General features: G+C 64.0%; 14 protein-coding genes. 12 read left to right on the plus strand and 2 right to left on the minus strand.

Annotated elements, in window-relative coordinates; all coding sequences use genetic code 11:
• The first annotated feature begins 5 nt into the window (after nucleotides 1-5).
• The 6 genes from GSQ89_RS35775 (at nucleotide 6) to GSQ89_RS35800 (ending at nucleotide 6,467) form a co-directional block, all read left to right on the plus strand.
• Nucleotides 6-1,256 carry an MFS transporter gene (locus GSQ89_RS35775; RefSeq protein ID WP_254073540.1) on the plus strand — a complete coding sequence of 417 codons (1,251 nt, stop codon included), beginning with the start codon at nucleotides 6-8 and terminating at the stop codon, nucleotides 1,254-1,256.
• Nucleotides 1,253-2,059: a dihydroorotate dehydrogenase electron transfer subunit gene (locus GSQ89_RS35780; RefSeq protein ID WP_158932878.1), complete on the plus strand. Its 807-nt coding sequence runs from the start codon at nucleotides 1,253-1,255 to the stop codon at nucleotides 2,057-2,059. The genes GSQ89_RS35775 and GSQ89_RS35780 overlap by 4 nt, the downstream gene beginning before the upstream one ends.
• Complete coding sequence (locus tag GSQ89_RS35785) at nucleotides 2,056-3,018, plus strand: dihydroorotate dehydrogenase (RefSeq protein ID WP_254073541.1); 963 nt, start codon at nucleotides 2,056-2,058, stop codon at nucleotides 3,016-3,018. The genes GSQ89_RS35780 and GSQ89_RS35785 overlap by 4 nt, the downstream gene beginning before the upstream one ends.
• Nucleotides 3,015-4,256 carry a Zn-dependent hydrolase gene (locus GSQ89_RS35790; RefSeq protein ID WP_158932879.1) on the plus strand — a complete coding sequence of 414 codons (1,242 nt, stop codon included), beginning with the start codon at nucleotides 3,015-3,017 and terminating at the stop codon, nucleotides 4,254-4,256. Before GSQ89_RS35785 ends, GSQ89_RS35790 begins: the two co-directional genes overlap by 4 nt.
• 153 nt (nucleotides 4,257-4,409) lie before the next feature.
• Nucleotides 4,410-5,804: an MmgE/PrpD family protein gene (locus GSQ89_RS35795; RefSeq protein ID WP_158932880.1), complete on the plus strand. Its 1,395-nt coding sequence runs from the start codon at nucleotides 4,410-4,412 to the stop codon at nucleotides 5,802-5,804.
• 75 nt (nucleotides 5,805-5,879) lie between these two features.
• Nucleotides 5,880-6,467 (plus strand): hypothetical protein, encoded by a 588-nt coding sequence (locus GSQ89_RS35800; RefSeq protein WP_158932881.1) that lies wholly within the window; start codon nucleotides 5,880-5,882, stop codon nucleotides 6,465-6,467.
• 217 nt (nucleotides 6,468-6,684) lie between these two features.
• Here the strand turns inward: GSQ89_RS35800 and GSQ89_RS35805 are convergent, their stop codons facing one another.
• Both GSQ89_RS35805 and phnF read right to left on the minus strand, forming a co-directional pair.
• Nucleotides 6,685-7,821 (minus strand): alpha-D-ribose 1-methylphosphonate 5-triphosphate diphosphatase, encoded by a 1,137-nt coding sequence (locus GSQ89_RS35805; RefSeq protein WP_158932882.1) that lies wholly within the window; start codon nucleotides 7,819-7,821, stop codon nucleotides 6,685-6,687.
• A 12-nt stretch (nucleotides 7,822-7,833) separates the two neighbouring features.
• Nucleotides 7,834-8,592 carry a phosphonate metabolism transcriptional regulator PhnF gene (gene phnF, locus GSQ89_RS35810; RefSeq protein ID WP_254073542.1) on the minus strand — a complete coding sequence of 253 codons (759 nt, stop codon included), beginning with the start codon at nucleotides 8,590-8,592 and terminating at the stop codon, nucleotides 7,834-7,836.
• Between the two features lie 101 nt (nucleotides 8,593-8,693).
• On the opposite strand from phnF, the gene phnG reads away from it, so the two are divergent.
• The 6 genes from phnG to GSQ89_RS35840 all read left to right on the plus strand — a co-directional run.
• Nucleotides 8,694-9,161, plus strand: coding sequence for a phosphonate C-P lyase system protein PhnG (gene phnG, locus GSQ89_RS35815; RefSeq protein WP_254073543.1), 468 nt, complete (start codon nucleotides 8,694-8,696; stop codon nucleotides 9,159-9,161).
• Complete coding sequence (gene phnH, locus GSQ89_RS35820; protein ID WP_158932883.1) at nucleotides 9,158-9,730, plus strand: phosphonate C-P lyase system protein PhnH; 573 nt, start codon at nucleotides 9,158-9,160, stop codon at nucleotides 9,728-9,730. Before phnG ends, phnH begins: the two co-directional genes overlap by 4 nt.
• Nucleotides 9,731-9,732: 2 nt before the next feature.
• Nucleotides 9,733-10,794: a carbon-phosphorus lyase complex subunit PhnI gene (locus GSQ89_RS35825; RefSeq protein ID WP_158932884.1), complete on the plus strand. Its 1,062-nt coding sequence runs from the start codon at nucleotides 9,733-9,735 to the stop codon at nucleotides 10,792-10,794.
• Nucleotides 10,791-11,657 carry an alpha-D-ribose 1-methylphosphonate 5-phosphate C-P-lyase PhnJ gene (locus tag GSQ89_RS35830; RefSeq protein ID WP_158932885.1) on the plus strand — a complete coding sequence of 289 codons (867 nt, stop codon included), beginning with the start codon at nucleotides 10,791-10,793 and terminating at the stop codon, nucleotides 11,655-11,657. Before GSQ89_RS35825 ends, GSQ89_RS35830 begins: the two co-directional genes overlap by 4 nt.
• Nucleotides 11,654-12,430, plus strand: coding sequence for a phosphonate C-P lyase system protein PhnK (gene phnK, locus GSQ89_RS35835; protein WP_158932886.1), 777 nt, complete (start codon nucleotides 11,654-11,656; stop codon nucleotides 12,428-12,430). The genes GSQ89_RS35830 and phnK overlap by 4 nt, the downstream gene beginning before the upstream one ends.
• Nucleotides 12,431-12,438: 8 nt before the next feature.
• The coding region (locus GSQ89_RS35840; RefSeq protein WP_254073544.1) for an ATP-binding cassette domain-containing protein at nucleotides 12,439-12,851 on the plus strand (413 nt) is incomplete at its 3' end.

Below are 12,851 nucleotides of genomic sequence, written 5' to 3' on the forward strand. Positions count from 1 at the left end.
CGACCTTGGCGACGTTTCCCGACCACGCACTGCCCGCAACGCTGCCGGGGTCCGACGATGGCGTCGTCACGCGCGAGGCGTGGAAGGCACTCGCCGGTTCCGCCATCGGTTACGCGATGGATGGTTTCGACCTGCTGATCCTTGGTTTCATGCTGCGCCTTATTGGCCCCGCGCTTCATCTGACGACGACCCAGGCTGCCACGCTGGTGACCGCGACGCTGGTGGGCGCGGTGATCGGTGGCATCGGATTCGGGATATTGTCCGACCGGATGGGGCGGGTGCGGGTGCTGACCTGGACCATCGTGCTGTTCGCCGTGTTCACCGGGCTTTGCGCGCTGGCGCAGGGCTATTGGGATCTGCTGCTCTACCGGACGATATCCGGCGTCGGGCTTGGCGGCGAATTCGGTATCGGCATGGCGCTGGTGGCCGAGGCATGGCCCGCATCGAAACGGGCTCGCGCGTCATCCTATGTCGGGCTTGGCTGGCAAGCCGGCGTCCTGGCTGCGGCGCTGCTGACGCCTATGCTGCTGCCGGTGATCGGCTGGCGTGGGATGTTCGTGATTGGCCTGTTCCCCGCCATCGCCGCGTATTTCATCCGGAAGGATTTGCACGAGCCGGAGATATTCGTCGAACGCACCGCCAGGGCGCCGGCGCAATCGTCACTGCGGCTGCTGGTGGCAGATGCGGAAACGGCGCGGGTCAGCCTGGGGATGATCGTCCTCTGCAGCGTGCAGAACTTTGGCTATTACGGTGTGATGATCTGGCTGCCGAGCTATCTGTCGTCGCGGTTCGGCTTCGGACTGACGCAGTCGGCGACCTGGACGGTGGTCACCATCCTCGGCATGGCGGTGGGCATCTACGGCTTCGGCCACGCAGCGGATCGCCTGGGCCGCAAGCCCGCGTTCATCGGCTGGATGGTGGGCGCAGCCGTCATGGTCGTGGTCTACTCCCGGCTGACCGACCCGATGGCGCTGCTTGTCGCAGGCGCCGTGATGGGCTTCTTCGTCAACGGCATGCTGGGTGGTTACGGCGCGCTGATGAGCGAGCTGTATCCCACGAGCACCCGCGCCACCGCGCAGAATGTACTGTGGAACATCGGTAGAGCGATCGGCGGATTCGGGCCGGTTGTGGTGGGCGCGATCGCCGGCGCATGGGGATTTCAGACCGCGATCGCCCTGCTGGCCGTGCTGTACCTGCTCGATATCGTTGCGGTGTGGCTGCTGATCCCGGAGCGCAAGGGGCAGGAACTGGCATGAACTTTTGTCCCAGCGTTGTCCGGGAACGCGCTGAGGTCCTGTCCAACACCCTGGTCAACAGCGAATACCGGCATCTTGTCGCGGCATGCGGTCCCCTCGCCGCATCCGCCGCACCAGGCCAGTTCTTCCAGCTTCTCTGTCCTGCATCGCCCGGCAACGCGCCGTTCTTTCGCCGCCCCATGAGCCTCTACGGGGCCGATCCGGCAAAACGCCAGGTGGAATTCCTCTACAAGGTCACCGGCGCCGGCACCCGCGGCCTCGCCGACCTTCATCCCGGCGACCGGCTGGACATGATGGGCCCGCTCGGGCGTGGCTTCGTGCTGGATCCGGCATGGAAAAGCATCGTCGCGGTCGGCCGAGGCGCCGGACTTGCCACATTGGCGCCATTGGCCCAGGCCGCCCAGGCGCTGGGGATCGCGGTCACCGCCATCCTGTCCGCGCGGCGGCCGGATCTGGTGGTCTCCGACGCCCTGTTCCGGTCTCGCGGCGCGACGGTCCTGACGGTAACCGACACCGAAGGCACCAGCGGTCCCGCCCACGTGGAAGGACTGCTGCGCGGCCTGATCGGACAGGGAAGCTGCGATGCGTTCTTCACCTGCGGATCGTCCCGCCTGTTGCGCGTGCAGCAGCGCCTGGCCCGCGAATTCAACCTGCCCGGCAGCGTCGCCATGGAGCAGCAAATGGCCTGCGGCCTGGGCATGTGCTTCTGCTGCGTCCGCGATTTCAACGTCGGCGGCGAAATCGTCCACAAACGGGTCTGCTGGGACGGACCCGTGTTCGATGTCCTGGAGGCATTGCCATGATGGACCGTGGCACAACCGACATGGCGGTGACGATCGGCGGCGTCCGGCTGGCCAACCCCGTCATGCCCGCATCCGGCACCTTCGCCGAGGGCCTGTCCTCGGTCGTTGACCTCAATCGTCTGGGCGCGCTGGTGACCAAGACCATCACGCGCGAACTGCGGACCGGCAATCCCTTGCCCCGCGTTGCCGAAGTGGACAGCGGTATGCTGAACGCCATCGGCATCCCGTCGAAGGGCGTGCCGTATTTCCTGGAACACACGTTGCCACTGTACCGGCAATGGGTGCCGCCACTGGTCGTGTCGATCTCGGCCCCGTCCGCCGAACATTTTGCTCATCTGGCGGCCGAGGTCAGTGTGCCGGGTGTTACGGCGATCGAGGCCAACATCTCCTGCCCGAACATCGAGGAAGACGGCAAGGCATTCGCCATGCGGGCAACTTCGACCGAAACCGTGGTGCGGCACTTGCGGGCAGCAACGTCGTTACCGTTGTGGGTGAAACTGACCCCGAACACCGGCGACATGGCAGAAGTGGCAAAGGCAGCCGAGGCCGCCGGCGCCGACGCCCTAGTGGTGGCCAACACCATTTTGGCGATGGCCATCGACCTGCAAACCTTCAAGCCGCGCCTAGGCAACGTCATGGGCGGCCTGTCGGGACCGGCGATAAAGCCGATCGTCCTTCGCCAGGTCTACCAATGCGCGCGTGCCGTCCGCCTGCCGGTCATCGGCTGCGGCGGCATTTCCACAGCCGCGGACGCCGCCGAATACATGCTCGCCGGCGCCAGCGCAGTGCAGGTCGGCACCGCGACGTTCCTTCACCCCGGCGCCATGATCGATGTGATCGACGGACTGGCCCGCTTCTGCGCGCTGCACGGCATGGCCAGCGTGACCGAACTGGTCGGCGCGATGAAGCGCGAGGAAGCGGACGAGGACGACGTGACGTGGGCGGAGCCGGTCGCATGACATTCGCAACGGAACTGTTTGAGGCGCTGCATGCCTCCGGATGGGACGGTCAGGGCATCACCCGCGACACCTACGGCGTGGGCGAAAGCGCGGCACTGGACATCATCGAAAGCGCCGCCGGAACGCATGGGCTGGAAACCGAACGGGACGCCGCCGCCAACCTTGTGGTCACGCTGCCGGGCAGCGAGCCGGCGTTGCCGTTTCTCGCCTGCGGCTCCCATCTGGATTCGGTGCCGCAAGGCGGTAATTTCGACGGCGCGGCGGGGGTGATTGCCGGGTTGACGGCGGTGGTGCGGATGCGCGCCGAGGGCATCGTGCCGCGGCGGACAATCCGGGTCTACGGCCTGCGCGGCGAGGAAAGTGCCGCCTTCGGCCGGTCGTATATCGGATCTTCGGCATTGTTCGGCGTGCTGCCAGCCGCCGACCTGAACCTGCGGCATGCCGTCTCCGGCGACACATTACGCGACCGCATGCGCTCGGTTGGCGCTGATGTTGACCGGATCGAGCGGGGCGAAGTGTTGTTACCGCCCGCGTCCGTGGCCGCTTGGCTGGAACTGCACATCGAACAAGGACCCGTGCTGGTCGCCCGCGAGATACCGGTCGCGGTCGTGACCGGCATTCGCGGCAATGTCCGACACCGTACGGTCGAATGCATCGGGGAGGCCGGTCATTCCGGCGCCGTGCCCAGAAGCCTGCGCCACGATACGGTCTTCGCCGTGGCCGAGTTGCTGACACTGCTCGATCACGCCTGGCAATCGTTCCTGACCTCAGGCAGCGACCTTGTCGTCACCGCCGGAGTCCTGGGCACCGAACCGGCGGAACACGCCATCGCCCGCATCCCCGGCCGCATGCACTTTTCGTTCGAGGCGCGCAGCGAGTCCCAGGTCACGCTGGACCGCTATTACGCACTGTTCCTGGCCGGATGCCGGCGGATCGAGGCAGAGCGTGGCGTGCGCTTCGTGCCAGGCCCACCCCTGCACACGGCGCCCGCCGTCATGGACCCAAACTGGGTAGACCGGCTGCGCGACGTGGTGCGACGCCTCGACCTGTCCGACCAGCCCATGGCCAGCGGCGCCGGCCACGACGCCGCCGTCTTCGCCAACTCGGGTGTCCCGAGCGCTATGATTTTTATCCGAAACGAACACGGCTCCCACAATCCATTGGAAGCCATGGACATGAGCGACTTCAACAAAGGTGCCGAAGTGCTGCGAATGGCCCTCATCGAAGGGTGCGCATAAGCGTCAGAATATCGATGGCCAGCACACTCTCACCGTCATGGCCGGGCGCGTCCCGGCCATCTGCGCACCGGCAGACGAAGCACGCCGGCCGCGGCTCCACCTTTCCCCCAATCGGTGATAGACCGGTTGCCCTGTCAGGGGGAACGAACAACCATGTCATTAAGCCGGGACTTCGCGGCATTCGTCGCCAATCTGCGTTACGAGGACCTGCCCGCGGCCGTCATTGACCGAGCCAAGGGCGTCATCCTGCAAGGTTTGATCTCGGCGCTGGTGGCACACGACATGCCCGCCAGCCGGCAGGCATTGGCGTTGATGCAGGACGAAGAAGCCGGCGGCGGCGGCGGCGCGACCGCGTTGTGCAGCGGGGCGAAACTCACCAAGGCCGGCGCGGCCTTCGTCAATGCGGAAATGCTGCTGGCCGGCGGCAAATGGGACACGTTCCGCATGCTGACCCATCCCGGAACCGCCATCCTGCCCGCCGCCCTGGTCGCGGCCGAAATGACCGGATGTTCGGGGAAACAACTGCTAACCGGCGTTGCCGCGGCCTATGAGGTCATGGAGCGCATGGCGTCCGAATTCATCCCCACTGTGATGTCGCGCGGCTTCCATGCCGGCCCCGTCTTCGGGATTTTTGGCGCCGCCGTCGCCGCCGCGAAAATCGAGGGCCTGAACGCCGACCAACTGAACAGTGCCATCGCCCAGTGCGTCAACCTGGCGGCCGGCAACTTGGAAGGTGCTCGCAGCGGCGGACGGTCGTTACGAGAAGGCGGCGCGGTACGCAACGCCCTGCTCGCTGTCGCGATGGCTCGACACGGCACACCAGGCGGCGAAACCACCCTGGAAGGCGACGCCGGTTTCTACCACGCCTATACCGGCAACAATCACGGTGACCTGCGCTATAGTTACACCGGAGACAACCGGACCGATCTGACCAACATAACGAAAGACCTAGGCAAAAACTGGATCTTCCTGGAAACCCTGTACCGCATCTACTCCACCGCCGGCTTCAACATCGCCCATGTCGACGTCACCGCTGCGCTTTGCGAGCAACACAATCTGACCTATGCCGACATCGACCGTATCGAGGCCGTTGTGAACTGGTTCGAAACCGAATACCCCAGCCCCGCCTTTCCAACCCCCGGCAGCGACGGCAAGGCACGGGTAGGGGCCACCCAATACTTTACCGCCTACGGTGCCGTCACCCGAGGCTACCCACTGTTGCGCGGCGACCGGCCTGGCCCGGGCGAAAGCGACCCACCCGAGGTCCTGGACCTGATGCAACGCGTCACCCTGATCCCCATGGTACGGCGCACCTTGTTCGGTCCCCGGATCACCATCTTCACCAAGGACGACCGCACCCTGACCCGCGAAGGAACCGGCCGCGAGTTCATCTGGGATTTCGAGGAACACACAAGCCGCATGCAACCCGTTCGATCCGGACTGGCGATTTCGCCCTCGCAATATGATGCCCTGGTCGATACCTGCCGAGGATTGGACACAATCGAGACCGCCGGGCCAAAGCTGGTTTCGCTAACCGTCCCCGGGTAGCGCCGGTCTTGCCGCGTCATCCACTCGGTAGTAGTGGATTGTCACCCACGATCATTGAAAAATAAGAGGGAAGTCATGGCCGAAGACTCGAACCTGCCATTGTTGGATCATGAACTGGCGGATGACGAACTGAATTGGATCAAGGCTGTTCATAGGGATTTCACTGCGGCCCGGGCAGGACTCGCCGGCCAGGAAAACGGAACCAACCTCAAGCAAACCCTGCGGGAGGTGGTCGGCCGCAAGGAACACCTGCTTGCAAACCCCATGGAGCTGTCAGGCGACGGCCCCTGGCGGCTTGGCAAAAATAACCACGATCGCTCGGTCGCCTGTGTGTTCCTGAAGAAAATCGAGCTGCACAAACACGCAAAAAGCCGGACCGATCAGTTCGCCATGTACGTGGTTGGAGAGGCAGACGCGTTCTCCCTGAACGATAAGTCGCAACCCATTCTGACGGCCGTGGAATCAGGCAGCCATTTCCACAATTCGCCCGGCGCGCCCCACGCGTTCCTGCCGAAAGTCGGTCAAAAGACCAACGACGACTGGGAAATCGCATTCATCGCGATCACGCCACGCAATCTGAAAGAAGACACCCAGAAAGTTTCCGAAGAAACCAAGGCCGCCTACAAACAAGTTGTCGGCTACGACGCTCCGCTCGGCCTGTAACATCAACCCACCCTAGAACCACCTCCTCAGCCGCACCACCCCGCCATACCGACCCTACCCCGTCATACCGACCCTCCCCCGTCATACCGACGAAGGTCGGTATCCACGCCTTCTGCCGATCGAAACAATGGCACCAATGCCGGGACCTCCTCACTCTCCCGGCCCGATCAAACACCAAGGTCACGCCCCAGCCCGCGGGGCGTGGCCAACGACGTCTCTAAACCGTCAATCGCCGGCTTCCCTCCGCGGTTATAAACGCCACGCGTCCTCCAACAATCGTCGCGACCGCCCGAGACGTCGCCGGATCGACCACCACCAGATCCGCCCGCTTTCCCGCTTCGATCACACCCCGATCCGTCAGTCCCCCCGCCCGTGCCGGATTGCCCGAGATCAACCGCCAGGACTTGGCCAAATCCAGCACCCCACGATCGGCCAGGACGAACGCCGCCCGCATCATCGCGGGATAGTAATAGTCAGACGTCAGAACGGTACAGATCCCCGCCTCCGCCAACCTGGCCGCCGAGGCCCATCCAAGATGCGAGCCGCCCCGAACCACATTCGGACACCCCATCACGACGAAATCGCCAGCCTCGACCGCGGCACGTCCAACTTCCTCCGCCATCGGAAATTCACAAATCGCCGCACCACGCGCCCGATACGCATCCCGAACGGCAATACTGTCATCATCATGACTTGCCATCGGCAGCCCAGCCGCACGCGCTGCCGCCGCGATCCTATCGAGCCCCGCCGGAACCGCCTCGGCCCGCGACGCAACCGCATCCGTCATCGCCCGAAACGCCTCCATCTTCATCCCCGCTCGGCCGCTATACTTGGCGCCCTCCACAGGGTCTTTCAGTTTCTTCAGTATAGATGGCGTGTGATCGTTGAACGCCAACAGATGCACCCGCCCCGCCTCGATGTCGGCAACCGCGGTGTCCAGCGCCTCAAGATTGTAAGCCTCCCACCGCAGATGCACCCGCATGTCGCACGTCCAGGACCCGGCATCCAGCGCGTCCAACAGCGCCTGCCACGCGGTCAGGCTGCGCAGTCCCGGTTCCCAGGACAACGTGACACCATGAAACGCCGTGGTGATCCCGTTCGCCAGCAACTGCGATTCCGTATCCCGCAACGCCAGGTCAACCGGGAAATCCACCCCAGGCCGGGGCTGAATCTGCCGTTCGAATGCATCCCCATGCAGATCGACGATGCCAGGTAGCACCAGCAGCCCGGTCGCGTCGAACGACAGCCCACCACCCGAACCACCGATCCGGTCGATACCACCGTCCGCAAGCGTCAAATCCGTCCGCACCAGCCCGTCGGAGGCCAGCAGCACAGTCCCACCGGTAACGCGCATATTCAGTAACCTTTATGGTTCGAAAACGATTTGAACGCGCGGTGTGGGATAACATCCCGTCGCGAATTCGATGATTGTGCCATCACGATCGACATTCACATTCTCGGTGATCAGCACGGGCCGGTTACGCGCCATGCGCAACAACCCGGCTTCCGTCTGAGTGGGCAACCGAGCCGTCACGCGGGTCTGTAGGCGAAGATAGTCATCGACGCCGACGGAACGCAGGGCCTCGGTAATACGCGGCGTCGCCTGCAACGCCTGCAGCATCCCCTTCAGTCGCTGCGTCGGGAAATAATGTCGCGTCAAACTCACCGGGCGGTCGTCGGCGAAGCCCAGACGTTCCAGCACAACCACCCGGCTGCCGCCTCGTATGCCCAGTCCGGCCGCAACACGCTGATCCGCCGGAACCTCCCGCAACTGCCGGACGACGCCCGATGGTTCTTTATTATGCTTCCGTATCCACTCGGAAAATCTTGTTCTGGCCTCGACATTGTAGTCCAGCACGTCCTCGGCAACGAACGAACCCCGCCCTTGCTCCACCCGCACCAACCCGTCGCGGGACAGTTCTTCCAGCGCACGTCTTACCGTGTGACGGTTGACGCCGAATTGTGCAGACAACTCCGCCTCGGTCGGCAATCGCGTGCCGGGCTTCAATCCACCCGAGGCGATATCGCCCTGCAACTGGATGAAGATCTGTCGCCACAGAGCGACTCCATCCTGTCGCTGAACCGGATAGGTCGTCTGGTCATCCATATCGGCGGGGGCGTTCATCGATCTTTCATCCAATCCAACGCCATTCAGTGGCACTTCGTGGTTGACGATAATGGAACCGACGCCTAGCTGTCTAGACATCTAAACAATACCAGATGGCCATGACCGACAGTGCCCGCTCCACCCACCCCGACCCTGCCCGCCGTCGCTGGATGGCCGTGCTGGCCCGTGCCGAGGCTGACCGGATTGCCAAGTTGCTCGCCCATTGCGGCAACCTGCCTGCCCACACGATCATCCGGGGGCCTGAAGGCGGCCTGGTTATGGTACGTGGCCGCGCCGGTGGTGGCGGTTCGGCATTCAACCTCGGTGAAATGACCGTGACACGATGCACGGTGCGAACGGAAACCGGTTTCATCGGCCACGCGTACGTGGCCGGACGCGAGGAACGGCGCGCCGAACTCGCCGCGCTTGTGGACGCCCTGATGCAGGACAACGATCGAAACACCGAGGTCGAAACCCGCGTGATCACCCCGCTGGAACGGCAGCAGATGGAACGGAAGGCCGAACGGGCATCGAACGCGGCAGCAACACGCGTGCAATTCTTCGCCATGCAGACGATGCGCACATGAGCAACGACCTATCCCCCGCCTTCGCCGATCCGATCGCTGATGCACAGTCGTGCTTCCGATCGGTGCTCGATGCCATGGCGCGTCCCGGGCATCGGCACGCGACAAGCGGCGTGTCCGCCCCAGCACCGTTATGCGATGCGGCGGCCGCGGTGCTGCTGACTCTGGCCGATCATGAAACACCTTTATGGCTGGACCCGGCAGCCGCCGACGCAAGCGTCTGGATCACCTTCCACACCGGCGCGCCGGCGGCGCCGCCCGCACAGGCGATGTTCGCGATGGCGTTGTCGCTGCCCGATCTGACCCATCTCTCAGTCGGCACCGATGAAACGCCGGAAACATCCGCCACCGTCATCTTGCAGGTGGCGTCCCTGACGACAGGCCAACGATACGTGTTGGAGGGCCCCGGTCTGCGAGAGCCAAAAGTCGTGGCAATCGACGGTTTGCCCCCGGACTTCGCCGCCATCTGGCAACGCAATCACGCCCAATACCCGCTTGGTGTCGACCTGATCTTGTGTGCCGGCAATCAGCTCACGGCATTGCCGCGCAGCGTCAGCATAAAGGACGCCTGACCATGGCCTATGTCGCCGTCAAAGGTGGTGAAAAGGCGATCGACAATGCCCACGCCTGGTTGGCTCGGGAACGGCGCGGCGATACGGTCCATCCGGTGCTATCCGTCGCCCAGATCGAGGAGCAACTTGGCCGTTCCGTCGATCGCGTCATGGCCGAGGGCTCGTTGTACGACCGCGAACTTGCCGCCCTGGCGATCAAGCAGGCACAAGGCGACCTGATTGAGGCTGCTTTTTTGATCCGAGCCTATCGCACGACGTTGCCGCGGTTTGCCCATTCCAGGCCGGTCGAAACCGCCGCCATGCGGATCGAGCGCCGTGTCTCCGCCGTCTTCAAGGATTTGCCCGGCGGACAGGTGCTTGGGCCAACCTACGACTACACGCATCGCCTGCTGGATTTCTCTTTGCTCGACGACGAAGCCGTTGCGCCGGCAACCCGATCGCCACATCCCTTGGAACCTATGCCCCGCGTGCCGGATATCCTGGGCCAAGAAGGCCTGATCGAGCCGGACACCAGCGCCGAACAAGAACCCGGCGACCTGACCCGCGAACCGCTGACCTTCCCCGCCGACCGGGACGTCCGCCTGCAAGCCCTCGCCCGCGGCGACGAAGGTTTCATACTGGGGCTGGGCTACTCCACCCAACGCGGCTACGGCGGCAGCCACCCCTTCGCCGGCGAAATCCGCATGGGAGAGGTTTCCGTCGAAATTGAACCCGCCGAACTGGGCTTTTCCATCGACATCGGCGACCTCGTCCTGACCGAGTGCCAGATGGTCAACCAGTTCAAAGGCTCCAAAACCGTTCCGCCGCAATTCACCCGCGGTTACGGCCTGATCTTCGGCTTCGGCGAACGCAAAGCCATGTCGATGGCGCTGGTCGATCGCGCCATGCGCGCCGGCGAACTCGGCGAAGACGTAACCGCGCCCGCTCAGAACATAGAATTCGTCCTGTACCACTCAGACAACATCGAGGCGACCGGCTTCGTCGAGCATCTGAAGCTACCGCACTACGTCGATTTCCAAAGCGAACTGCAAAACGTTCGCCGCATGCGGGAGAGCGCGGCATGAAAGGCTACAACTTCGCTTACCTGGACGAACAAACGAAGCGCATGATCCGTCGCGGCCTGCTGAAGGCCGTTGCGATCCCCGGGCATCAGGTCCCGTTCGGCTCACGTGAAATGCCATTGCCCTACGGCTGGGGCACCGGCGGAATTCAGGTCACCGCCTCGATCCTGGGCGCGAACGACGTGCTGAAAGTCATCGACCAGGGCGCCGACGACACCACAAACGCCGTGTCCATCCGCCGCTTCTTCGCCCGCACCGCCGGCGTCGCCACCACCACGGCCACCGCCGAGGCAACGGTCATCCAGACCCGCCACCGCATCCCGGAAAAGCAGCTCCGCGAAGACCAGATCATCGTCTACCAGGTCCCGCAGCCCGAACCACTGTTCCGTCTGGAGTCCAGCCGGGTTGAAACGAAACGCATGCATGGCCTGTCCGACTACGGCCTGATGCACGTCAAACTTTATGAAGATATCTCGAGATTCGGCCAGATCTCCATCAGCTACGACTATCCGGTGATGGTGAACGAACGTTATCTCATGTCCCCCAGCCCGATCCCGGCCTTCGACAATCCGAAAATGGACATGATGCCGGCCCTGCAACTGTTCGGCGCGGGGCGAGAGAAACGCATCTACGCCATCCCGCCATGGACCCGCGTTAAATCGCTGGATTTCGAGGATCATCCCTTCCGGACCATCAACGCACCCCACCCATGCGGCTTGTGCGGCGCCACCGACTCGTACCTGGATGAAGTCGTAACGGACAATCACGGCGGCCGCCTCTTCGTCTGCTCCGACACCGATCATTGCGCGGAACGACGCGCCGCCGGCCATGTGGGAACCGACGGATTCCAGGAAGCTGCGGAATGACCGAACCAACCCTCCTGTCGGGCCGAGGCCTGAACCTGACTTTCGGCACCATCCCTGCCCTGGCGGACGTCGACGTCGATCTCTGGCCGGGTGAAATGCTGGCGATCGTCGGTGAATCCGGATCGGGCAAGACCACCCTGCTGAACGTCCTCTCCGGCCGCCTGGCGCCCGACAGCGGCACCGTCTGGTATCGAGACCCCGCCGACCGCCTGCACGACGTCCACGCCATGCCCGCCCCAGCTCTAAGGACGCTACACCGCTCCGACTGGGGCTTCGTCCATCAGGACCCGAGGCAGAACCTGCGCATGACCGTCAGCGCCGGCGGCAATGTGGGTGAGCGCCTGATGGCGCAAGGTGCCAGGCACTACGGCGACATCCGTTCGGCCGCGCTGGACTGGCTTGAACAGGTCGAAATCGACGCCAACCGCATCGACGACCTGCCCCGCACCTTCTCCGGCGGCATGCTGCAGCGTCTGCAAATCGCCCGAACCCTGGTCACCCATCCACGCCTGGTGTTCATGGACGAACCCACCGGCGGCCTCGATGTTTCAGTCCAGGCTCGGCTTCTCGACCTGATCCGATCGCTCGTCACCCGGCTGCGTATCGCCGTCGTCCTGGTCACCCACGATATCGCGGTCGCCCGGCTGCTGGCGCACCGCATCGCGGTAATGCAGCGTGGCCGGATCGTGGAAACCGGCTTGACCGACCAGGTCCTCGACGACCCCCGTCATCCCTACACCCAGTTGCTGGTCAGTTCGGTGCTGAACGCATGAACACTGTCATGTTGCAAACCCGCGCCCTCGCCAAGAGCTTCACCCTGCACTTGCGCGGCGGTTTGCGGATGCCGGTGTTGTCGGGTGTCGACCTCGACGTCCACGCGGGCGAATGCGTTGTCCTCTCCGGTCCCTCCGGCACCGGCAAGTCCACGCTGATGCGCAGCCTGTACGGCAACTACCGCGCCGAATCGGGCGCCATCCTAATCCGCCATCAGGGTGGGATGGTCGACATCGCCACCGCCGACCCGCGAACCATCCTCGCCGTCCGACACGAAACCCTGGGCTATGTCAGCCAGTTTCTCCGAGTCGTCCCCCGCGTCTCTGCCCTGGACGTTGTCGCCGAAGTCCTCCTCACCCGCGGCATCGACCAGGACACCGCTCGGGAAAGAGCGCAAGCACTGTTGCTGAGGCTTAACAT

Source organism: Acidisphaera sp. S103 (assembly GCF_009765975.1).
GTDB lineage: Bacteria > Pseudomonadota > Alphaproteobacteria > Acetobacterales > Acetobacteraceae > Rhodopila.